Here is a 23,070-nt window from a genome sequence, read left to right on the forward strand (position 1 = left end):
TCTTTATTGCGTTTTTTCCGGACGGAGGCCGGTTCCGGGGCTTGTCAAATCCGGGGAACGGGTGTAGATTTTTCCTGTGACGGATGGAGGGTTGGATGAAACGGGTCTTTTTGTTTCGTTTGCCGAACGATATCGGAAAGCTGATGGCGCTCGCCGCGCAGATCCGGGAGCTGGACGAATACCGGCGGCTGGACGGGAAGACCGCTTACGCGCTCGACCTGGCGCTGGAGGAGATGGCCGGCAACATCATCAAATACGGATACGATGTGGCCGGAGAGCGGATCATTGAAATCGAGATCGCCTTCGGGGGGCGCGCCGTCACGCTGACGCTGCGGGATGACGGACGACCGTTCAATCCGCTCAATGTGCCGGAAGAACCGGAGGAGGGGGATGTGGACGGCCGCCGCATCGGCGGAGTCGGCGTCTATCTGGTCCGGAAGATGGTCCGGTCGATGGAATACCGGCGCGAGAATGACAGGAATGTTTTGACGCTTCATATTGACAGGGGGAATTAGGCCGGAATGGAAATCTCGTTTTCTGAGCAGGACGGCGTTACGGTCGCGGCGCTCTCGGGCAGACTCGATTCCGCGACCTCAGGGGAGGCGCAGCAGGCTCTCGCCTCCGGGCTCGACGGCTGCGGCCGGCTCCTTCTGGATCTGGAGAAGGTGGCGTATGTGAGCAGCGCCGGGCTGCGGGTGTTTCTGATGCTGGCCAAGCAGTCCCGGGCGGCCGGCGGCCGTCTGGCGCTCTGTTCGCTCGCGCCGGAAGTGAAGGAAGTGTTCGACATCAGCGGGTTCACGGCGCTGTTCATGTTGCTGCCGGACCGGGTTTCCGGCCTGAACGCATTGTCGGATTGAGGAAACGGAAGGGGAAAGCGTGAAAATCAATACGGATATTGTGTTTCGTGAGGAATTCGACGGCACCGGGATTTTATTCAATCCCGATACCGGCGATACTTACGGGTTGAATCATACTGCGGCATTCATCTGGAAGAGCCTCGAGGCCGGAATCGGACCGGACGGGCTGCTTGCGGAGCTTGCCAGGCATACCGAGCTTCCGCCTGAGGCGGAAAACGAGGTGGCCGCATTTTTGCAGGAGCTGAAGAACAAAGGGTATCTTCTGCTCGACGACGGCCGGTGATCCGGCCGCGGTTTTCACATCTTGGAACCTTTGGGAAAGGATGACTGAGTGGATGCATCTGTCAACAGCGGGGTTGTGTGTTTACGCAACCTGGCTGCAAATTTAAAGCGCGACATCAATTTCGACGCGCTTCTCACACCCGAGCTCGAGAAGGAGCTCGACGGAGACCCGGTCAAGGGGCTGCTGAAGCTGGCTGCGGGCCTCCAGCTCGAGCCGGAGTCTCACAACAATGTCACGGAGCTGGCCGACACCTATGCGGGTCCGGCCCTGGTTCAGCTTCAGAACAGGAACTGGGTCTGCGCCGTGAATCTGGCGCAGGTCAAGCAGGATTCGATGACCCTCTTCGATCCGCTGGTCCGGGGCGGCAGCCCTATGATCAGTGTGCCGAAGACGCAGTTCGTCGAAAAACTGGCCGGCCCGGTTCTGATTTTCCGGCTGCTTCAGGCGGTGGACAACCGCAAGAACAGCGCGCTGTTCGGACTGACCGCGATCGGACGGCATCACAATGTTCCGCTGGACATCCGGCGGCTTCTGCACGATTATGCGATCGGCGAGGGGGAAGTCTCCGTGCGGCAGCTGATCGAAATCGCCTCGGACCACAGCCTGAAGGCGAAGAAGGTCAAGCTGCGCTGGAATGACCTCGAGCATATGGGGCAGGCGTTCCCGCTGCTCGGCATCAAGAAGGACGGTTCGTTCCATGTGATCTGCGGCATGCGCCGGACCGAGGAGGGCGATGAGGTCGTCCTGGTTGATCCGGCCTGGCAGGCCGAACACCCGGGCCAGCAGTTCGAATTTGCGAAGCGCGAGGCGTTCGAGGCGGTTTCGGCCGGGCAGGGGCTGCTTGTGAAGCGGGTCTACAAGCTGGCCGACGAAGAGCAGCCGTTCGGGCTGCGCTGGTTCATCCCGGAGTTCCTGAAGCTGCGGGGACTTTTCGGACAGATCGCCATGGCCGTGCTCATGATCAACGCGATCGCGCTGATCACGCCGCTCTTTTTCCAGATCGTCGTCGACAAGGTGCTGGTCAACAATACGTATCAGACGCTGAACGTGCTCGGCATCGGCATCGTCGCGGCGATCCTGTTCAATGCATGTCTCGAATACCTGCGGAACTATCTGCTGCTTTTCGCGACCAACAAGATCGATATTTCGACGGCGACGAAGACCTTCCGGCACCTCATGCGGCTGCCGATCGAGTTTTTCGAGCGCGTGCCGTCCGGCGTGCTGCTGAAGCATATGCAGCAGACCGAGAAGATCCGCGGCTTCCTTTCCGGGAATCTGTTCTTTACGGTGCTCGAGCTGTTCAGCCTCGTCGTTTTCATTCCGTTCCTGCTGCTTTACAGCGTGGAGCTGACGCTGGTTGTGCTTGGTTTCTCCGTCATGATGGCGCTCGTCATCGCGACGCTGATCAAGCCGTTCCAGACCCGGCTGAACGAACTCTACCAGGCGGAGGGCAAGCGCCAGAGCATGCTGGTCGAGTCGATCCACGGCATCCGCACGGTCAAGTCGCTGGCGATCGAGCCGGTCGAGGAGAAGGCGTGGAACGATTCAACCGCCTACGCGATCAAATCCTATTTCCGGGTCGGCAAGATTTCGATGACCGCCCGCACGATCAGCCAGGCGCTCGAAATGCTGATGACCGTCGCGGTCATCTGGCTCGGCGCGATACTCGTCTTCAAGCATGAGATCAGCATCGGCGCCCTGATTGCGTTCCAGATGCTGTCGGGGCGGGTGACCGGGCCGCTGGTCCGGCTGGTCGGCCTGATTCACGAGTACCAGCAGGTCGCGCTTTCGGTGCGCATGCTCGGCGTCGTCATGAACACTCCGGTCGAGCCGGCCGGCGGCGGCGTCCGCAACCCGTTGAAGGGAAACATCTCCTTTGAGAACGTGACCTTTCAGTATCGGCCCGACACGCCGCAGGTCATCAAGAACCTCGACCTTGAAGTTCCGGTCGGTTCGACCATCGGCATCGTCGGGCGCTCCGGTTCCGGCAAGACCACGCTGACCAAGCTGCTGCAGGGACTCTATCCGGTCCAGTCGGGCCTGATCAAGATCGACGGCATCGACCTGCGCGAGATCGACAAGGCGCATCTGCGCTCAAGCATCGGCGTGGTGCTGCAGGAGAACTACTTCTTCAACGGCACGGTCCGCGACAACATCTGCCTGACCAAGCGCAACGCGAGCCTTGAGGAGATCATCTATGCCGCGCGGCTGGCCGGGGCGCACGAGTTCGTTTCGAACCTGCCGAAAGGCTATGATACGATGCTCGAAGAGAATGCATCGAATCTGTCGGGCGGACAGAAGCAGCGGCTGGCCATCGCCCGCGCGCTGCTGACCAATCCGTCCGTCCTGATTTTCGACGAGGCGACCAGCGCGCTCGACCCCGAGAGCGAAAACGTGATTCAGGAAAATCTCGCGGCGATTGCGAAGGGCCGCACGGTTCTCATCATCTCGCACCGCCTCAGCATCGTAAGCGGCGCGGACAAGATCCTCGTGCTGGACAAGGGAGTCAAGACCGACTTTGCGCCGCACCGTGAGCTTCTGTCGCACGACGGCATCTACCGTGATTTCTGGCGGCAGCAGATGGAAAGGAATCTGAACAAATGAGCGATAAGGAAAAATTGAGCGCAAAGGCGATCGAGTTCCAGCCCGATGCGCTTGAAATCAAACACGAACGGCTGCCCTGGTGGGCGCGGCTCGGCGTGTGGAGCGCTTTTTTCTTCATGGCCGGCGCGATCCTCTGGGCCTGTTTCTTCAAGGTCGATGTCGTCGTCTCCGCGGAAGGGAAGCTCGTGACCGATACGCCGAACATTGTGATGAAGCCGCTCGAAAGAACGGTGATCAAGAGCATCGACGTGAAGGTCGGCGAGGTGGTCAAGAAGGACCAGGTCCTTTTCACGTTCGACCCGGTCATGAACAACGCCGAGGCCGAGCGGCTCTCCGCCGAGCTTTCGACGCTGGGTGCCCAGGTCGAGCGGCTGCTGGCGGAGTTCAAGCATCTCCCCTACACGCCGGCCGATCTCCAGAACGAGGACCAGGTCTGGCAGAAGGCGATTTTCGACCAGCGCCAGAAGTTCTTCGAGGAGAAGATCCGCTACTACGACCAGAGCATCAAGCAGATTCAGGCCTCCCAGAACTCCCTGAAGCAGAGTCTGAAAAATCAGACCGCCCAGCTTGAAAAGCTCAAGCTGATCGAGCAGATGTATGTCGAACTCAAGGATAAGAACGCCGCTTCGCTGAAGGAGACGCTGCAGGTCCAGATTCAGACCATGGAGCTGGAGGCTTCGATCGACAAGCTGCGCGATTCGCTCGTCGAGCAGGAGCATCAGGAGCAGACCGCGCTGGCCAGCAAGAACTCGTACATCGAGGAGTGGCGGAACAACATTTCGACGGAGCTGGTCAAAATCCAGCGCGAATGGACCAGCACGCAGAAACAGTTCGACAAGATTCAGGCGCAGCTCAGCTACGACGCGCTGCGCGCGCCGTGCAATGCGATGGTCCATGAGATCGCGAACTTTTCGGTCGGGTCGGCCGTGCGCGAGGCGGAAGCGCTGATCACGCTCGTGCCGCTGGACAGCGAAATCGAGCTCGAGGCGGAGGTGCTGCCCCAGGATATCGGCAAAGTGCATGTCGGCTCCGAAGTGCGCGTGAAGCTGAATTCGTTCCCGTTCCAGAAATACGGGACGCTGGACGGCGTCGTCCGGACCATTTCGGAGGATTCGTTTCAGAAGCAGCAGGGGGAACCCGGCAATGCACGCACCTACTACCGGACGCGCATTACGCTTTCGGGCAAACTTCGCAACATTCCGAAGGAGTTCCGGCTGATTCCGGGCATGGAGTGCCAGGCCGAGATCAAGGTGGGCGACCGCCGGATCATCGAGTATCTGATCCATCCGCTCATCAAGTCGCTGGATGAATCGATGCGGGAGCCCTGATTCCGGGCAGTGGCGGATTCCGGCGCCGCGGCGGTTCCGGAATCCGCGGATTACATGGGCGCAGCCTGCGGGCTGGTCCGATATTTGGGGAAGGAACATGAAAAACAGGACGCGCCGGCTCTATCTGGCCGACTATCTGATTACACCGGACCGCCGGATCGATACCGGCGCGGTGCTCTGCGAAAACGAACGGATTCTGGCTGTCGGAGGGCTCTCCGCCTTCCAGATGGAGCCGGAACTTGAGGTGTTCGAGTTCATGAACGCCTACCTGACGCCGGGATTCATCGACACTCACATCCACGGCGCCGGCGGGTTCGACGCTTCTTCGGTCGATCTTTCGCCGAAACCGATCGAGTCGATGAGCACGATTCTGGCGGAACGCGGCGTGACCTCGTTCTTCCCGACCGTGGTGGCCGCGCCGCGCGAACAGATGCTCTCGAATCTGCAGCGGCTCGCCGGAGAGATGGCGCGCGAGCTGCCCGGCGCGGATGCGGCCGGGATCAATATCGAAGGGCCGTTCATCAACCCGTTCAAACGCGGGGCGCAGGAGGAGGAGTCGATCATCCCGATCGACCTCGGGTATGCGCGCGAACTGATCGAGGCCGGCAACGGGCTGGTCAAGATCATGACCTTCGCCCCCGAGCTCGAAAATGCGGAGAAGCTCGTCGAGCTTCTGCTCGAATACGGTGTGAAGCCGTCGATGGGACACAGCGTGGCGAATGAAGTGCAGACGCTCCGGGCGATCGACGCGGGCGCGTCGTACTGCACGCATCTGTTCAACGGTATGCCGCCGCTGCATCAGCGCGAGATGGGGCTGTCGAGCATTGCGCTCACGGATGACCGGGTCACGGTCGAGCTCATCATCGACGGGAGGCACATTCATCCGCGGATGGTCGATCTGGCCTGCCGCTGCAAGACGTCGTCGAAGCTGGTCGGCATCAGCGACTGCACGATGGCGGCGGGCATGCCGAACGGCGAATACCGGATCGGGCCGTCGATGATCCGGGTCAAAGACGGCTATTCGCAGACCGATCAGGGGATTCTGGCCGGAACCACGACGATGCTGGACACCGGCTGGCATTCGCTGATGAGCGGCGGCCACCTGACCGAGCTTCAGGCCGCCTCGGCGGTCACCAGCAATCCCGCCAACGCCTTTCAGCTGAAGGACCGCGGTCTTCTGCTGCCGAACCGGCGCGCCGATCTCGCGGTATATGAGAGTAACACCAACCGGCCGCTTCTGACCGTCTGCAACGGCCGGATCGTCTATCGTGCCGAGGACAGGAAAAAATGAAATACGCTCTTCTGGACAGCGGAAATCTTCAGAAACTCGAACAGGTCGGCGAATACCGGCTGATCCGCCCGGCGCTGAATGCGTTCTGGCGCCCGGCGCTGCCGCGCCGGGAGTGGGAGGCGGCGGATGCCGTGTTCACCCGTGACAGCTCAGGCGGCGGCCGCTGGAGCTTCAACCGGAAAATGCCGGAATCGTGGACGGCCGAATGGGGCGGTTTCACGCTGAAGATCAAGCCGACCGGCTTCGGGCATCTCGGCTTTTTCGCCGAGCAGTACCGGAACTGGGATTTCTTCCGTTCTGCGGCTTCGGGGCTCGGCGAGGGGGCGAGAGCGCTGAATCTGTTCGGCTACTCCGGCATCGGTTCGATGGCGATGGCGGAGACCGGTGCCGCGGTCTGCCACCTCGATGCGTCGCGCGGCATGATCGAGTGGGGGCAGGAGAACCTGAAATTCAATCCGCAGGTCCCTCCCGCCATCCGCTGGATCGCGGATGACGTGAACAAATTCACGCAGCGCGAGCTGCGGCGCGGCAACTCTTACCATCTGATTGCGCTCGATCCGCCCACCTTCGGACGCGGCTCGAGCGGGCAGGTCTGGAAGATCGAGGACGACCTGCCGAAGCTGCTCGGCGTCTGCAACCGGCTGCGCGAGCCGGGGAGGCCGTTCACGGTCATCCTATCGTGCCATTCGCCCGGCTTTTCCTGCCTGGTGCTTGAGCGGCTGCTCGAGGAGGCGTGCGGGCGGGGCGGCAGGTTCGAATCGTTTGAAATGACGATTCCGGAGTCGACCGGGCGCGAACTTCCGGCCGGTGTTTCGGTCCGTTACACGGTATGAGCGGAAGCGTCTGTTTCAGTTATGCCGGCTACTACCGGCAGCCGGACCCGGTGCCGGAGCACCGGCACTGCGGCACGGAGCTGGTTTATGTGGTGCGCGGCAGCTGCGTGAACAGCATCGAAGGGCAGCTGCATCCGTGTCGCGCGGGGGATATCTGCCTGATTCCGGCGGAGGCCCGTCACGCCCAGCTGGAAAATTCCGGCGACCTGCATACGCAGTACGTCGTATTCAACGATTCCGGCCGGGAGCGGAAGCTGTTTCCGCAGGTGATCCATGCCGCGGAGGACCGCCTGATCCGGCACTGGTTCGGTGACATCACGACACTGTTCGGCGGCAATGCGGTCTCCGATGCGGATCTGCTGCTTGAATTGCTGTGGCGGCGTATCCGGCAGCTGGCGGCTTCCGCCGTCAGGCTGCACGCCTGGCATCCGGCGCTGGTTCAGGCGCTTCGCTATCTGAACGGTCATTACCGGGAGCCGGTTTCGGTCCGGGAACTCGCCGGGGCCGCCGGGGTGAGCGCGACCTACCTGAACCGGTTGTTCCGGGAGACGTTTTCGATGTCGCCGGCCCGCTGTCTCGCGGAGATCCGCATGCAGCACGCCCGGCAGCTCCTGATGAACCGTTACTATCAGATTGCGCAGGTCGCCCGGCTGGCCGGCTACGACGACCCCGATTACTTCTGCCGCCGCTTCAAGGAGATTCACGGCGTCACGCCGCTGACCTACCGCCGCTATCCTTCGCGTTATTCGGACAGCGGGGAAAGCCGGAAACATCTGTTTATCGTTGCCGATCAGGAACTTGATTCCGAGTAAAACGGCAGGCGCCTTTCCGAGTGTTGTTTTGTCCTGTTTTATTGTTGCAATCTCCAGCTGTCCGCTCTTGTCTTTTCCGGGCTTTTTCGGTATAATATTCATAGCCTTTGGAAACACGGTATGGAAAGGGAGATCTGATATGGTTCAGGGAATGTTGCCGGAAAGGGAGATCAGCCGCCGCATCTTCACATTGATCGAACTTCTCGTTGTTATTGCAATCATCGCTATTCTGGCGGCGATGCTGCTGCCGGCGCTGAACAAGGCGCGGGAACGAGCGCGCCAGAGTGAATGCCTCGCCCGCCAGAAACAGGTGATTTCCGGAATGTTCCTGTATGCCGGCGACAGTGCCGATTGGATTGCGGCTTACGATCTTGCGCAGAATTACTGTCTGTTCGGGGATTTTTACGTGAAGCACGGCTATCTGAACAACTGGCAGCTGTTTCAATGTCCTTCCGCGCAGCGCTCCGATTTGAACACGCTGACGTCGATCGGAGTTTTCCGGTACGATCAGGGGAAATCCACCTATTACGATGTGAAGATTGCCGAGCAGGGGGATTATGCGGCCGGCCCGTGGTGGCGCGGCGGCGGGAACGATCATGACGCGATTTTCTATTCCCTGCGGAGAATGCGCGCGCCGGGCGGTACGCTCCTGCTCTCCTGCACGCGCCGCTCGTTTCCGAACGGTTATGCCGGATACGGGAACTGGGCTTTTGCTCCGACGCTCGCCATTACCACCGGCGGAACCGGGCTTAACCACAACGGCCGGGCCAACCTCGCCTGTGTGGATGGGCATGTCGCGTCTCACGGCCGGGCGGAACTGCGGGAAATCGGTTATACCGTGGTGGTCACGTCGGCCGATCAGTGCATCGCGCCGTAATGCGGAGGAGGTTCAGAATGAAAAGAAAGATATGGTTTATCGCGCTGCTTGCCGGGATCTGTATCGGCGCCGCCGCGGCGCCGGAGTTCGGGAATCCGAAATGCTGGAAGGAGAATTCCTCCGGCAGAATGACCATCACCCGCGGAGCGGAGGGGGCTGTCTGCTTCGACGTGAAGTTCCGGCCGGGAACCGATTTCTGGGCCTATCCGGAGTTTTCGCTGCCGGAAGGAATTCCGGCCGATGCGAATTATCTCGTCTTCGAGGTGAAAATGGTTCAGGCGGAGCCGGAAGCAGGCTATCGGCACGCCTTCGTGATGTTCGGTTACAAGGGAGGAGTTGTCGCCTGGACGCCCGCGCCGTGGTGGCAGCTGCAGGTGATCGACCTCTCCCTGCATAAAATCGACCGTCCGGCCGCAAAAGCGCTGCGCATCGGTGCGAATCCGAACAGCCCGGCGCTGCGCTTTCTGGTGCGCAATATCAGGTTTCTCGAAGAAATGCCGGAGAATGATGCGATGCAGGCCGCCGGCCTGATCGGGTCGAAGGCCCCCGCCATGCTTTTCGTCAACGGTGCCGTGCCGGAACTTCGGGTCCGGGAGCATTTTCCGGGGCTTTCGTATGAGGTGTTCAACCATCGCGGTTTCCGCATGGCGCGGGGAGACGTCGCGCCGGACGGCCGCATCCGGCTTCCGTGCCTGCCGTGCGGTTATTACCGGATTGCCCTGGACGCGCCGGGGAAACGAATTCAGGGAACCGGCTCCTTTGCCGTGATTCCCGACCCGGCGAAACGCCGGACATCCCCGGATTCTCCGTTCTGCATGGATGCTGCGCTCAATGTCGTCGAAACTGTCCGGACCGCCGGAGGTCCGGGAGGCCGGGAGGAGGGAGTGCGCCGCTTTGTCGGGCTGGCCGGGCTGGCCGGGCTGAATTTCGTCCGTGAACGCATCCATCAGGACCGTGCGGAGCCGCGCCCCGGCGTCTATGACTGGGAATTTTACGGACTGGCGCCCCGGATGCTGGCCGGAGCCGGAATCGGCTGTACCGCCGTCTGGCACGATCTTGCGCCGTGGGCGCGGGTTCCGGGCCGCAAGTACGGGCGCGACCTGGCGGCGGTCTACCGGTTTGCGAAGAAGCTTGCGGAGACATTCCGGGGGCAGGTCTCCGCCTGGGAGTTCTGGAACGAACCCGACACCGGTTACTGGGACGGGACGACGTGGGAGTTCGCCGCCGCGGCTAAGGCGGCTTTTCTCGGTTTCAAGGCCGGCGACCCCGGAATTCCCGTCGTCAACGGCGGATTCGCCGTCAATTCGCTGGCGGTCAATGCGTTTCCCGATGATATCCTTCGGAATGACCTGGCGGAATATTTCGACATCTTCAATATCCACATCTACGATCAGCTGAAGGATTATCCCGCCATTGTCGCCGATTGGCGGAGGCTTCTCGCACAGCACGGCGCAGCCGATATGCAACTGTGGGTTACCGAAAACGGCACTTATGCGGAGGGCAGCGCTGCGGAAGCGCTTCCCGGCAGCTCCAACCGCGTCCAGTCGCCGGAGCAGGAGATGGTCTGGGCGGAATTCGTGCCGAAGTCGCAGATTCTGCTCCGGAGCCTCGGCGCGGCCCGCACCTTCACCTTCGTCCTGCCGCCGATGAATGAGAAGCACGGCCGGAAGGAGTGGGGCATGATACGGCGCGACGGATCGGCCAGGCCCGCTTTTGCCGCATTCGCCACGCTGACCGATCAGCTGGCGGCGGCGCAGTTTCTCGGAGAACCCGACCTCGGATCCGGCATCCGTGCATTTCTTTTTCGGCAGCCGGACGGTTCGCAGACGCTTGCGTTCTGGAGCGAGTCCGAGCTGGATCGCACCGCCCCGGACCCGGTGGGCGGCATCCGGCCGGTGCATGAATTCCGGAGAACGTTCGCAATTCCGGCATCGCGCTCCGCCGTACTGACCGATCTTTTCGGCATGTCGGAAACCGTCTCGCCGGAAGACGGCCGGCTTTCGCTGACCGCGACCCGCTTTCCGGCTTATCTGTCAGGGGGGAGCGATATTCCGGTCAGGACGCCGCCGGTCGGAACCGGCGCAGTCGGGGCTCGGATGAGCGGGCTCGACAAAAGCGTTGTTCTGAGCGTAGTTCCCTCCGAAGAGTTCACCGTCGGAGTCAGGAAAAATCTCCTGCTGCTGTCCGCCGGGGCGAAGGAGCGCAAGGTAAAGCTGCGGGTTGCGAACTTCAGCGAAGAGAACAAGCGCGGTGTCGTGGCCGTCGAAGGCGCCGTTCCGTCCGGACTTCCCGGAGCGATCGAACTGGCCCCCTTTGAGGAGAAGGAGTTTGAGCTGCGTTTACCCGCCGGGCTGCCGGCCGGTCGTCACGAGCTTGTTTTCGGCGGTCTTTTCAACGGCCGCCGCATCAGCCGGCTTGTGCTTCCGGTCGTCGTATCGGCTCCCGTCGCCGAAACGCCGCTGCTGCCCGGTTCCGGCGATCCGGTCCGATGGCGTAAGAACAGCTCCGGCGCGATGACGATTGCGTGGGACGAACGGGAGAAGGCCGTCCGGTTCGACGTTGAATTCCCGCCGGACACCGATCGCTGGGTCTATCCGGAATTTATGCTGCCCGACGGCTTTCCGGAGGGAACGCTCGGATTTTCATTCGAAATCAGAACCGCACAGGCGGCTGCGGAGAAACCGGACATCAATCTGGTCATGCTTGTGGAGGGCGAGGGAGAGGCCGGAAAAAGCCACCACGTCTATTATACCCCTTCCTGTGGCGAATGGCGGGAGAATTTTATTGAGCTCGCATCATTTTCGCCCGGCAAGATCCGGCAGTTCCGCATCGGCATGAATCCGCGCCGGGGAAAGGTCACATTCTTTCTCCGCAACATTCGGCTTCACCTCGCCGGGAAAGGCGGGGCGTGCAATAAAAAATAATGGCTTATCAACGAATCAATCGGGAGAATCTATGAAACAGTTGTCATGGCTGTCCGGGAAGCGCGGTCTGATGGTGCATTACCTGCCGGAATTTCCGGGGAATGAGCAGGTCGATTCGTTCGACCTGGCCGGTTTTCTGGACGACTTCGACCGGAGCGCCTCCGACTACCTGATCTTCACGCTCGGGCAGAACAGGGGCTTTTACTGTGCTCCCAATGAGGTCATCGACCGATATGCCGGCCCGGGCCGCTGTTCCCGGCGCGACCTGTTCGGGGAGATCGCCGCTGCGCTGGCGAAACGCGGAAAACGGATGATCGCCTATCTGCCCTGCGAAATCCGCGGCAACACGGCACTGCATGTCGGGTTCGGCTGGAACTCTGCGGATGGTACCGACCAGCGTCGTTTTCAGGAGCGCTGGAGCGAAGCGATCCGGTATTGGAGCCTCCGGTACGGGGAGTTGATTTCCGGGTGGTGGTTCGACGGCTGTTACGACTGGAACTGTTTTCATCACGATCTGCTGGATTACCCGCTTTACCGGCAGGCGGTGCAGGCGGGTAATCCCGGCGCGCTGCTGACCTTCAATGACGGCTGTTACTGCATCGGGCATACCCGGCCGTTCCGGGACGGTTTCGATTATTTCGCGGGCGAGGCGGTTCTGCTCGACCCGGCTACCGGGCGCCCGTTTCTCGGCCCTTTCACGAATGCGCCGGTCTGCCCCGAAGAGGAGTGCGTCGATGCCGGGACCGGAGTGACGCCGCATCTGCTGGTTTCGACGGATGCGTTCTGGGGACATCTGAATTCCGCCGCCGCCGTGCTGGGAGACGGGCCGTCGCTGTTCCGGGATCCGGCGCTGCTGCGGCCGGGGGAGATGGAGCTGCCGCTCTATTCGCGGGAAACCCTGTCGCGCACGCAGGCGCTCTATTGCGGCAGCGGCGGCGCGGTCACCTTCAATGCGGGAATTTTCCCCGGAGGCCGGCTCGGACCGCGCACGGTGGAGCTCCTTTCCGGGCTGGGACGGTGACGGGTTGCAGCTTCAGCTCCATGGCGAGCAGCCCCGGGCTTTCGGCGCCGAAGCCGAGTTTCCGGCAGACCGGCGCCCCCTGGTCCGCTGCGCCGAGCTCCAGATTGGAGAGGCCGAGCGTCTTTACATCGGCGATCATGAGTGCACCTCCGTGGCCAGTCCGCGCCGCCGGAATTCGGGGCGGGTGTAGACGTTCATGACCAGCCCCGTCCAATATACCGCTGGAGAAGCGGGAATGCAAATACCGTTCCTGCCATACGCGTGGATGAATCGGTCTATGCCGATTCGCGCGGGATGAAACGGGTCCGGACCGGCGGCTGCTCCGGCAGCTCCCCGTCCCGAAGCCCGGCGAGCAGGAGTCTGACCAGCTCGTCCGCCAGCAGCTCGATATTGAGGCTGATGCTGCTGAGCTCGGGATCGCAGGCGAAGCAGAGCGGCCTGATGTTTTCATAGCCGACGACCGCCACGTCGCCCGGAACCCGGACCTGCTGCTTTTTCAGGTATTTGATCAGCGGCGCGGCCCAGAAGTCGTTGTGGGCGATGATCGCGTCCGCTTTGCGGTTCACGACGAGCTCCTCGTAGATCCGGGCGGAACGCGGGATGCGGTACTCCTCGGTCGCGTAACTCAGGCCGAACTCGTCCGCATTCCAGCAGGACTCCCGCTGGAATTTGACGCCGACATCGGCGAGCCCTTCCTTGAAGCCTTCCAGCCGGCCGCGGGCCGGGCCGTTGTCCAGGTCGTTAACCGCAAGGAAGATGCGTTTCCGTCCGGCGGCATGCAGATGGCGGACCGCCTCGCGGACGCCGCGGCCGTAGTCGATGGGGACGAAATTGTGCTTCATGCGCACCGGCAGCCGGTTCAGGAAGATGACGTTCCGGTAGCGGTTGATCTGCCGGGCCAGCGTGACCGGGGCGTTCTGCTCATAACCGCAGAACAGATGATCGAGCACGATGGTTCCGGCGAAGTCGAAGCCCATGAAGGCGCGCAGCACGCTCGGCGCATCCTCGGCATGCGGATTGATCCGGGAGAGCAGCACCAGGTATCCGTTCCGGCTCAGCCGTTCTTCGAGGTGTTCGATCATGCGCTGGACCTGATAACCGCTGTCTTTGGAGACCACGATGTTCACGAAGCGGCTTTTCCCGGAACGGAGCTGCAGGGCCAGCGGATTGACTTTGTAGCCGTATCGTTCCACAATGGCAAGAATTCTCTCCCGCGTCTCCCTGTGAATCGGTTTCTGAGAGTTGTTGACGACGAGAGATACCATGCTGCGGGATACGCCTGCGAGCTCCGCGATCATTTTCTGCGTGACTTTTGTCTGTTCCATCGAGCCTCCGGATAGCCGGCTGTTATGCCGTTCTGATTGATTGTGCTGCGTATAATAGTATAATATGGAAAAATGTTTTTTCAATCGTGCCATCCTTGTTTTATTTAAAAAAATATATTTAACATGCTCAAAATATAATTTTAATGCCTGAAATCAAATATCGGTATTTATTTATTCATCTTTTTATTCAATCGTGTTTCGAGTAAAATCGAATTTTTTTTGAAGAAATGGATTTTTCAGGTTGATAAATAGGAATAATAACTTATAATGTTTATTGACGGAGGCGGTAACTCGAATGAATCGGGAGGGCGCCGGCTGGTGCCGGTGCGGTTTTCGAGAGTTCGCTTCACGCCGAAGTCAGTTCCGGAACGCGGCCGGCCGCGCTCCCCGTCGACAGGAGTGCGGAGGGCCGGAAAGGTTGGAATTCGGCGGCGGCATGCCCGATACGAATTGCGCAAAGCATATAGAACAACAAACCGGGGAGGTTGAGCTCAAAAATAAAATTGGACTGCGGGAAGCCGTGGTCTGACAAACAAAACCCCAACACGAAGGCTCTGCGGACCGCATGGAACGCAGGGCCTTCCCTTTATCCGGAGAAAAACGGATTTGACGAGGCGGAGAAACGGAAGTATGGCAGGAGGAGTGAAATGCAGAATCAGAAAAGATTCAAACCCGTTGACGGCGAATAATATCCGGCGCGGGGCTCCGCCTGTGTCCCGGAGCCGGAGAAACCGTCCGCCGGAAGACTGCCCGTTTTCGGCGCGCACCATGCCGGGACCGCGCCGGAGAGTGGTTTTCGCCGCAATCCGGCCGGAACTCCGGAGGAGGACCGCCCGGAGACCCTGAAACGCATCGAAGCCGCCCGGCGGAAGTACGACAACGCGGCTGGGCGGCGGTTCGGAGGGGGCGGCGCGCCCCCTCCCGGGTTTCCGGGCATTTGCCGGAGAGCTATTTGAGAACAAGGAGCTGGAAGAGCGTGTCGGATTTCTCCGGCGCGATGCCGAGCCCCCAGTTCAGGAATCCGGCCCGTCCGGTGCCGGGATCGCTGTTGACGATCAGCGAGGAGCCGATGACTGAGCCCGGTTTGAGCTCGAGCCCGAGCTCCTTTCCGTTCAGGCGGATTTCGTAGAGATACCAGCCGTCGCCGACCGCGCGGAAGTCGAGCTTCGACCCGGCGAGTTTCCCCGCCGGCGTGCCGATATGGGCGTAGAGGGTCTGCCCTTCGCCGCATTTGGCGGCGGTGATCTCATGGTACTGCCGGCGGCCGAGCGGAAGCTTGTCCGCCTTCCGCTGCTGGACCGTCAGCTGGACGGAGTCGCCGCGCCACGATTCGAAGGCGCTGTTCGCATTCACATGCCGCTCGTCCCTGACCAGCACCTGAAGGACGAGCTCCCGCGGCGTATAGAAGCCGCGAAGCCGCGCCTCGATGTCGGGGACCGTCTTGTCGCCCTCCCACGGAGTCCAGTTCGCGGGGCCGCTGAAGTCGTTCCAGTTTCCGAGCGCCTCGAGTTCGGCCGGCGTCGCCGGGCTCCTTGTTCCGTCCGGCATCGCTTCGAGAACGAGCTCCTGCTGCCGGAAGGGAGCGAATGAGAAGGCGATCGGGGTGGCGTTGCCGTTGCGGTCGCCGACGCGGAGCGTCTGGAAATCCGCCTTTTTCGGGTTCGGCGCGAGTGATGCACGGAATGCGGTTTCGGCCGTTCCTCCGGCCGGGACGGTGACGGCTGCGGGCTGCGTCAGCAGTTCGGCGCCCGGCGGCAGTTCGATTTCCGGCGCGAATTCGAGCGGCGTTTTGCCGAAATTGTTGATGCGGAGCTTCAGTTCGAGGTCGCCGGATTCCGGCATATAAAAGCCGCGGTTGGTGACGATGAGCTTCGAGAGGTCCGTCAGGGGCTGGAGGACGAGCGGCTTTGCGGCGCGCGGCCGCGGCCGGTAGGATTTCGCAAGCCGGCAGAGTTCCATCGCCCGGGTGCCGGGGTCGATGAAGTTCTGTTTCGCGGCTTTGTCGAGATAGACGTAGGTGATGCCGTCGGTGTTCGGCACTCTGCCGTTCCTGAATTCGACCGGGCGGCCGTCGATGCCGGTTGCGCGCAGCACGCCGAGACCGGACGGCAGCGACACGGAGGACTTGCGGTTCTTCCGCGTTCCGTTGTAGAGCACGGCGACGAGATCGTCTTTCCCCTCGAACACCCGGGAGCGGAGCGCGTCGCTCCCCTTGAGGTCGCCGACGTAATCGCGGTGCGAAAGGACGCGCACGAGGTGCAGGTAGGCGGCCATTCCGCGCATCGGCGTGCGGTTCGCATCCATCTGACCGAAATTGTTCGCATTCTCCCGGCGGAACTTGTATTCGAAGGCGAAATAGCGTTCGAGGCCGAGCGCCCGCAGTTCGGCCGCCTTGCCGGTGATTTCGGCCGCGCTGTACAGATCCGGTTCGGCGGGGCCGCGGCTGGTGCCGGTCCACGGGCGCGGTTTGCCGCATTCGGTGATCCAGTACGGGATTCCGGCGCGCGGAGTTCCGCTGTCGAGTTCGGCCTGGCGCAGCGCGGCGACCTGCGGCTCCATATCCGGCACTTCGGCGTAGGAGTGATAGCTGATGACGTCGGAGTCGTCGAGCAGCCCGTTGTCGATATAGGTGCGGTAGAAGTTCGTGCCGGGGCGGGTCGAGGCGAAGACTCCGCCGACGACCAGCGCGTCGATGCCGTTGTCGGCGAAGCTGCGCGATACGGCCTTCGTGAAGGCCGTGACGTATTCGGCCGGAAAGTCATTGCCGAAGCTGATGTCGGGCTCGTTCCAGACCTCGAGCGCCTTCAACGCGCCCCAGTGCCTGACGATCGCGCTCCAGCTTTCTCCGGCGGCGAGCAGGTTGACCGGGTAGAGGTTCCGGCGCGGGTCCGCGTCGCGGAAGCGGGTCGGGGATTCGCTGTTCCACGGCGGTGCGGCGTGAAAGGTGTCGAGCGCCTTGATGCCCTCTTCCTCCGCGATCCGGCGGTAGAGCCCGAAGCGGCCGCCGAAATCGAATTTGCCGCGCTCCTTTTCGATACCCGGCCAGTGGAGCCGGTCGCGGTTCCAGCAGATGCCGTTCTTCTTCAGAATCCGCATGAAGTCGCGGATGCCCTTTTCGTCGTCGGGCGGCGGCCCCCAGCTCAGGGAACTGTCCTGCGCGAAGTATTCGTCGATTTCGGCCGGCGGCGGATCGTCGACCGCGAGGCCGAGGCGGATTCCGAGCTCCGGGTAACAGAGCTCGAAAAAGCCGCGTCCGGGCGGGGGAGGGGCCGAGAGCGTACGGCCGGCTGCGTCATAGACTGCGGTTCCGGCGGCGACTTCGCCGCCGTCATAACCGCGATAGCTGTAACGGAGCTGCTCCGGCTTCGGCGGTTCCGGAAAGCGGGCCTGGAGCTGGACGGGGGAGGTGTCGCCGGTACGGCGGAACAGGGCGGCGGGATCGGCGGCCTCCCAGACCGGGAGCCCTGCGGCGGGGTCGTCGGCTTCGACCGAGAGATTCCGGAATTCGGTTTCGCCCTTTTTCTCCGGCCCGTAGAATTTGCCGCAGACGACCAGCTGGATCCCGGCGAGCGGCCCGTGGAAAACACCGTCGTTTTCGCCGCTCCAGTGGTGCTCGGAACCGGCGACGTCGAACGCGAACTTCTGCGTTTCGCCCGGATTCCCGGAGGCTTTGAACAGATGGTTGTGGAACTGCCCGCCCGCATCGATGAAACGGACCGCGAAGTTCCGGTTCGCTCCGCGCATTTCGAAACTCAGGCGCTTTGCATTGACCGGGGCCTTGAAGCGGTATTCGGCCGCCGCGTAGTCGCCGTGTCTGCTGTTGTCGACCTTGAGCAGCAGCCGTTTGCCGTCCGCATCGAGCGAAGCGTCGGCGCCGGGGGCGAATTCGAGCCCGCGGTTCAGTTTCCACGCTTCGGCGGCAGCGGGGAGCGGCAGCGGCTGCATGAGGCGTCTGGTTTCGACCGTGCGGAAGTCCGCGAGGCGGACGCTGCCGGTTTTGCCGGGAAAGTCATTGCGGTGGAGCACGACGGCAATGCGGCGGACCGGGCCGCGCAGGACGCCGTCGTTTTTTCCGCCCCAGTGGTGCCCGGGAGAACCGGCGACCGGCACTTCGATGCACTGCCAGACCGACGGATTGCCGGTCAGCGGCAGGAAATGCTGGTGGGTCTGTCCGTCCGTATCGACGAAACGGACGGCTGCGCGGGCCGCATCCCCTTTGATTTTGAACTGGAACTCCCGGAGTTCCGCGGCCGGTTCGAGCGTATGGCCGGCGGCGACGTAGCCGCCGCCTCTGCTGAAGTCTCCGGCAAGTTCGAGCGACTTTTTCCCGTTGAACGGAATTTTGTCATCGCATCGCAGCGTTCCGGCGGCGCCCGGGAATTCGGGTCCGTTGCTGAACTTCCAGCCGTCCGGCGGAAGTTCGGCCGCCGCGGCCTGCCATGCGCACAGCAGGCTTCCGAGCAGAAGAAGCGGATATCTGGTCATTTGCTTTCGGTTCCTTTCGTGTTGAGCGGCGAATCGCCGGTATTGTTCAGTGGTTTTCCGGGCCGAAGTTCGAGTTGTAGGAGATGATCACATTGGTGGCCGTGGCGGTCAGGCCGTTTTTGTCGAGCGACTCGACGTGTCCGTCGAACATCAGCGTGTTGGCCCGGTTGTTGTGGCGGCGAATGAGGCCGATGTTCTTCGGACTCTCCCGCAGTTCCGCGGGAGTGAAGTAGTAGGCGCTGTTGTTGCCGGCGATATTCCAGGTGTCGGCCAGCCAGATCGACCGGGCCGGAGCCTTGAGGCGGTTCAGCGCGTAGTAGCGCCACGCATTGTTGCCGTTGTGCCGGATGACGATGTCCCCGACGCTCTCTTTGACTGAATCGCGCGCGCCGGAATAGTAGTCGCACATGCCCATGACCCCGAACCACCAGGAGTTCGGCCCGGCCGGATTCGGGTCTGCCGGGCAGAGCAGGCTGTTCCATTCGATGTAGCCGAGCGACTGGGCGGTGCTGTTCCGGGTGAGCGCCTGCGTCCACGGGTACACGTTCGGCGTCTGGTAGTAGAGCATGTTGCTGAAATCGTTCGCGTAGGAGAGGAAGCCCAGCCCGATCTGCTTCTGGTTGCTCACGCAGTTGATCGCATGTGCCCGCGCCCGCGCCTGGTTCAGCGCCGGCAGCAGCATGGCCGCGAGTATGGCGATGATGGCGATGACGACCAGCAGCTCGATGAGAGTGAACGGTTTTCGATGCATGATTAGCCTCCGTTTGGGTTGTAAGAGATGCAGTCCATGGAATTGCCCTGCATATAATTATACTGCAGCACCGGCCGGAAACAAATTCACGGATTTTCATAAAGTTTCGTCAGATGATCATTTTTGTCCGGATCGACTGACGATTATGGCGCAGAATGATCAGTCCGCGCAGCGTCCGTTCATCGGAACGGACGGAACCGCATCGCCTCGATTCCGTCCGTTCCGATGGTCTGTTCGTTTTTGCGCTTACTGCCGGTTTGCGCGGATGTCGTACATCTCTCCGGCGATATCCCGCGCGGCCCGGACCATTTCAGGGCAGGGGCGGTCGCAGATGTCGAGGAAGCCGACGCCCATGTTCTCGTTGTCCAGTGTGCGTCCGGCCGGATGTTCGTCGATCATCCGGTAGTAGTGGCAGCCGACGAAATTCGGATGGCGCAGGACGCTCTTCAGGTAATGGCGGTATGCTTCGCCGCGTTCCGCGTCGTCGGCGCAGGCGACGAGTCCGGGGTGCGAATGGCCGTTGTTGATGGTTCCGAAGTGGAACTCCCCGATCATGACCGGCATGTCGATGCCGTCCGGGAGCTTGAAGTCCGCGACGGAGTACTGATAGAGGTTGAACGAGAGAAGGTCGCAGTATTTCGCGGCGGTTTTCACAAGTTCGGCGCGCGGCACGCCCGCAAAGCGGCAGCCGAGGTAGAGCTTGCCGGGGAGAACCCGTTTCACGGCGGCGCGGCAGCCTTCGAAATAACGTTCGATGAGCGCATCGTTGAAGGCTTTGAGGTCGTCTTTCGCGGCGTCAGGGTCCGGCAGCGCGGTTTCGGCCGCGAATGCATCCCACGAGGCATAGCTGCTCTTCCAGGCGGCGTTGAGCCCGGCGATGTCGCCGTATCGCTTTTCGAGCCGCCGACGGAACTCCTGCTTCGCGGCCTGGTCGGCCGGACTGCGGAGAACCGCCTCCGCCAGCGCGGTCTCATTCCCCCATCTGTGCTCGTTGTCGACGAAGGCGCCGATGCACATCGGGTCCCCCGCGGCGAACTTCCAGCCCCGCGACAGATTGGAGACGATGCTTTCCTCGAATTTCGGGTCGAACACATCCTCGAAATGCTGCCAGGTGCCGGTATGTCCCTTGATGACCGGTCCGTCGCTGTAAGCCTGCAGACAATACGGCGTGCGGCCGACCCGGGCGTAATCGCCCCAGCTCCAGTTGCCGAGCGTGTTGATTCCCCAGCTTGCGGCGCGGTCGTGCATGAGCCGGCGGTGGATATTCCGCCAGTCGTCGCCGTATTTGCGTTTCAGGTTCCGGCCGTAGTAGTTGAATACGGCCGGACGGAGGTTTTTGAGCCGGTAGAAGTTTTTGCCCGGCGCCGGATTCGAGGTGCCCCAGAGCCCTCTGGTCTCCGGATCGCTCTTCTGCGGAAGGTTCTCGAAGTAGTGTTCGCGCAGCTCGAAGCCGGTCGTTTCGCTGCCGGAGAACTGGTCGATGCCGTGCGAGAAGAAGAGTTTTCCCTCCGGGTCGACGAGATACCATTTGCCGTCGTGCTTCAGGGTGCGGAAGCTGCCGGTCGCCTCGAACGACGGGCCGTCCGCCCAGCCGCCGAACCGGTTCAGCCCGGCGATGGCGGGGTGGGCGGCGAGGTCGCGCTTTTCCGCTTCGAACGCCGCGGCAAGCTCCGCGTCGCTGTGGGTTTTGCCGTTCCACTCCTTATGTTTGTACTGCCCGTAGACATCGATTGCGGGGTAGAAGGTTTTCGCGCTCCGGACTGCGTCGGAGACGCCTTTCCAGGGCTCCTCAAGCCGGATGTTGCGGACCGCGAATTTCAGGTCGCGCGCCGGGGAGTGTTCGAACAGCATGATGTTGGTGACCTTCTTCACGTCGAGGTTGTTTGCGCCGCGCAGCCCCTCGAACGGATTCAGCACACCTTCGAAAACGACGTCGTCCGGCGCGATGCCGTCGCGGTAGAAACGGATGCGCATGGTGGCGGTTTCGCCGGCCTCGAAGCCGCGGCCGCCCTTGACGCAGAATTCACGCCCGTCGGCGCCGAGATTCTCGATCTGGCAGCGGAAGGTGGCCGGATATCCCGCCAGGTTCGTCACATCCATCGCCAGCACCGAACCGCCGGAGAGGTCGAAGTAGGAGCCGCCGTTCTGGGGCTTCAGGTTCACGCCGGGCCAGGTGAAGCTCTGGCCGCCCGGAATTTCGATGATCAGAGCATCCTTCTCCTTCCGGATCGAGGCCTGTCCGTTGACGGTGGCCTTCGACGCATCGAATTTTGCGATGTCGAGCGGGACCTGCGGCGGCGTGTCGTTCCGGCACAGCCTGACGTCCCTGATTGCGGCGCGTCCTTTCGGACGGTCGAAATGATCCTTGTGGACCACAAAGCCGATTTCGGTGACCGGACCGCGCAGGATGCCGTCGTTCGCCCCGCCCCAGTGGTGGCGCGGGGAGCCGGCGACCGGAACGGCCAGTTCGATCCAGCCCGGCGAATCGAGTCCGACCGAAATGAAGTGCTGGTGCACCTGTCCCTTCGAATCGCGGAAACGGACCGCCAGCTGTTCCACCGAGGCTTTGATCCTGAACCGGAGCTCATTGAAATCCGGATTCGACACCTCGTGGAACACGCCGACGTAATTGCCGCCTCTGCTGAAGTCTCCGTCGAGCATGATGCCGCCGCCGGAGTAGTTCGCGCTCCCCGAGGCGCCGGGGAATTCCGGACCGTTGCTGAAGCGCCAGCCGGGGAGTTTCGGTGATATGCCGATTTTTTCGGCCGGGGCGGCGGCGATCGCCGCAGGGAGCAGGAACGCTGCGAAAAGGAGGTGCTGCCAGTGTCTGCGCATGGTAATATTCTCTCTTTCTTACATGGTCCGGGCGGCGAAGCTGCCGTTGACGCAGTACTTCAGCCTGGTCGGGGTCTGGTTCATCTCGGTCGCTCCCATCGCGGCGACGTGGCCGTCGATGAAGCCGCAGTTCGCGCGTTCGTTATGCACGAGCCCGACGCCGGAGTTTTCGGCGGCTTCACCCGGGAAGAAGTAGTAGAACTGTTTGCCCATGTTGGCTCCGGCGGCAGCGGAGCGGAGCGTGTCGGCGAGGATGAAAGTCGTGCTCGGGGATTTGGCGCGCGTCGGCAGGATGGTGACGTTGCACCAGTCGGCAGGGATGTCGGTGGTCGAATTGAAGATGTATCCCGCTTCGGTGCTGCGGTCGATGATGCCCTTCTGCTTCCACATGCCGTAGGTTCCGCTCCAGACATCGACTTGGCCGTTGTCCGGATGGGACGGGCAGGAGAGGATGTTGAACGGCAGATAGGAGGCGGCGCCGTCGTCGAGCGTCTCCATTCCGCCGGTATTGCTCTTGATCCGGGTCAGGATCGTGACGAAGGTCTCCGGCGTGCCGCTGTTCTTGTATTTGGCGCAGACGACCATCTGGTCCCGGTTGTCGTTCGCATACTGGATCTGCCCGAGCATGACCTGCTTCTGGTTGTTTACGCAGCTCGCCTTCCGGGCGCTGGCCCGCGCCTGATTCAGCGCCGGCAGCAGCATGGCCGCGAGTATGGCGATGATGGCGATGACGACCAGCAGCTCGATGAGGGTAAATGGTTTGCGATGCATAATCGGCCTCCGTTTTTTGGGTAAGGTGTGTGTTCCAACGAATTCGCCTCTGCAAATATTATAGGGAACCTCT

The 23,070-nt window shown here is 61.8% G+C and carries 17 protein-coding genes; 12 read left to right on the forward strand and 5 right to left on the reverse strand.

Annotated elements, in window-relative coordinates; translation table 11 throughout:
- Positions 1–95: 95 nt before the first annotated feature.
- The 12 genes from FYJ85_RS16595 (at position 96) to FYJ85_RS16650 (ending at position 13,020) form a co-directional block, all read left to right on the forward strand.
- Positions 96–515 carry an ATP-binding protein gene (locus FYJ85_RS16595; RefSeq protein WP_177995763.1) on the forward strand — a complete coding sequence of 140 codons (420 nt, stop codon included), beginning with the start codon at positions 96–98 and terminating at the stop codon, positions 513–515.
- 6 nt (positions 516–521) lie between these two features.
- A complete protein-coding gene (locus tag FYJ85_RS16600) occupies positions 522–857 on the forward strand; it encodes an STAS domain-containing protein (RefSeq protein WP_154419556.1) in 336 nt (111 codons plus the stop codon).
- A 19-nt stretch (positions 858–876) separates the two neighbouring features.
- Positions 877–1,140, forward strand: a complete 264-nt coding sequence (locus tag FYJ85_RS16605; RefSeq protein ID WP_154419557.1) for a PqqD family peptide modification chaperone — start codon at positions 877–879, stop codon at positions 1,138–1,140.
- A gap of 48 nt (positions 1,141–1,188) precedes the next feature.
- Positions 1,189–3,744, forward strand: coding sequence for a peptidase domain-containing ABC transporter (locus FYJ85_RS16610; RefSeq protein ID WP_154419558.1), 2,556 nt, complete (start codon positions 1,189–1,191; stop codon positions 3,742–3,744).
- Positions 3,741–5,072 carry an HlyD family type I secretion periplasmic adaptor subunit gene (locus tag FYJ85_RS16615; RefSeq protein ID WP_106055515.1) on the forward strand — a complete coding sequence of 444 codons (1,332 nt, stop codon included), beginning with the start codon at positions 3,741–3,743 and terminating at the stop codon, positions 5,070–5,072. The genes FYJ85_RS16610 and FYJ85_RS16615 overlap by 4 nt, the downstream gene beginning before the upstream one ends.
- A gap of 97 nt (positions 5,073–5,169) precedes the next feature.
- Positions 5,170–6,363 (forward strand): N-acetylglucosamine-6-phosphate deacetylase, encoded by a 1,194-nt coding sequence (gene nagA, locus FYJ85_RS16620; RefSeq protein WP_177995762.1) that lies wholly within the window; start codon positions 5,170–5,172, stop codon positions 6,361–6,363.
- Positions 6,360–7,196, forward strand: a complete 837-nt coding sequence (locus FYJ85_RS16625) for a class I SAM-dependent methyltransferase (protein WP_154419560.1) — start codon at positions 6,360–6,362, stop codon at positions 7,194–7,196. The genes nagA and FYJ85_RS16625 overlap by 4 nt, the downstream gene beginning before the upstream one ends.
- Entirely contained in the window at positions 7,193–8,008 is an 816-nt protein-coding gene (locus tag FYJ85_RS16630; RefSeq protein ID WP_106055518.1) for an AraC family transcriptional regulator, read from the forward strand. Before FYJ85_RS16625 ends, FYJ85_RS16630 begins: the two co-directional genes overlap by 4 nt.
- Positions 8,009–8,147: 139 nt before the next feature.
- Positions 8,148–8,885 (forward strand): prepilin-type N-terminal cleavage/methylation domain-containing protein, encoded by a 738-nt coding sequence (locus tag FYJ85_RS16635; RefSeq protein ID WP_154419561.1) that lies wholly within the window; start codon positions 8,148–8,150, stop codon positions 8,883–8,885.
- 17 nt (positions 8,886–8,902) lie between these two features.
- Complete coding sequence (locus FYJ85_RS16640) at positions 8,903–11,809, forward strand: hypothetical protein (protein ID WP_154419562.1); 2,907 nt, start codon at positions 8,903–8,905, stop codon at positions 11,807–11,809.
- A 31-nt stretch (positions 11,810–11,840) separates the two neighbouring features.
- Positions 11,841–12,830 carry a hypothetical protein gene (locus FYJ85_RS16645; RefSeq protein WP_154419563.1) on the forward strand — a complete coding sequence of 330 codons (990 nt, stop codon included), beginning with the start codon at positions 11,841–11,843 and terminating at the stop codon, positions 12,828–12,830.
- 4 nt (positions 12,831–12,834) lie between these two features.
- Entirely contained in the window at positions 12,835–13,020 is a 186-nt protein-coding gene (locus tag FYJ85_RS16650; RefSeq protein ID WP_154419564.1) for a hypothetical protein, read from the forward strand.
- 85 nt (positions 13,021–13,105) lie between these two features.
- Here FYJ85_RS16650 and FYJ85_RS16655 read toward each other — a convergent pair whose 3' ends face one another.
- From FYJ85_RS16655 to FYJ85_RS16675, 5 genes are all read right to left on the reverse strand, one after another.
- Positions 13,106–14,155 (reverse strand): LacI family DNA-binding transcriptional regulator, encoded by a 1,050-nt coding sequence (locus FYJ85_RS16655; protein WP_177995756.1) that lies wholly within the window; start codon positions 14,153–14,155, stop codon positions 13,106–13,108.
- A gap of 948 nt (positions 14,156–15,103) precedes the next feature.
- Positions 15,104–18,640 (reverse strand): DOMON domain-containing protein, encoded by a 3,537-nt coding sequence (locus FYJ85_RS16660; protein ID WP_154419566.1) that lies wholly within the window; start codon positions 18,638–18,640, stop codon positions 15,104–15,106.
- A gap of 46 nt (positions 18,641–18,686) precedes the next feature.
- Positions 18,687–19,391, reverse strand: a complete 705-nt coding sequence (locus FYJ85_RS16665; RefSeq protein ID WP_106055526.1) for an H-X9-DG-CTERM domain-containing protein — start codon at positions 19,389–19,391, stop codon at positions 18,687–18,689.
- A gap of 246 nt (positions 19,392–19,637) precedes the next feature.
- Entirely contained in the window at positions 19,638–22,226 is a 2,589-nt protein-coding gene (locus FYJ85_RS16670; protein WP_106055527.1) for a hypothetical protein, read from the reverse strand.
- An 18-nt stretch (positions 22,227–22,244) separates the two neighbouring features.
- A complete protein-coding gene (locus FYJ85_RS16675) occupies positions 22,245–22,997 on the reverse strand; it encodes a prepilin-type N-terminal cleavage/methylation domain-containing protein (RefSeq protein ID WP_154419567.1) in 753 nt (250 codons plus the stop codon).
- Positions 22,998–23,070 lie beyond the last annotated feature (73 nt).

Source organism: Victivallis lenta, from assembly GCF_009695545.1.
GTDB classification, from domain to species: Bacteria; Verrucomicrobiota; Lentisphaeria; order Victivallales; family Victivallaceae; genus Victivallis; species Victivallis lenta.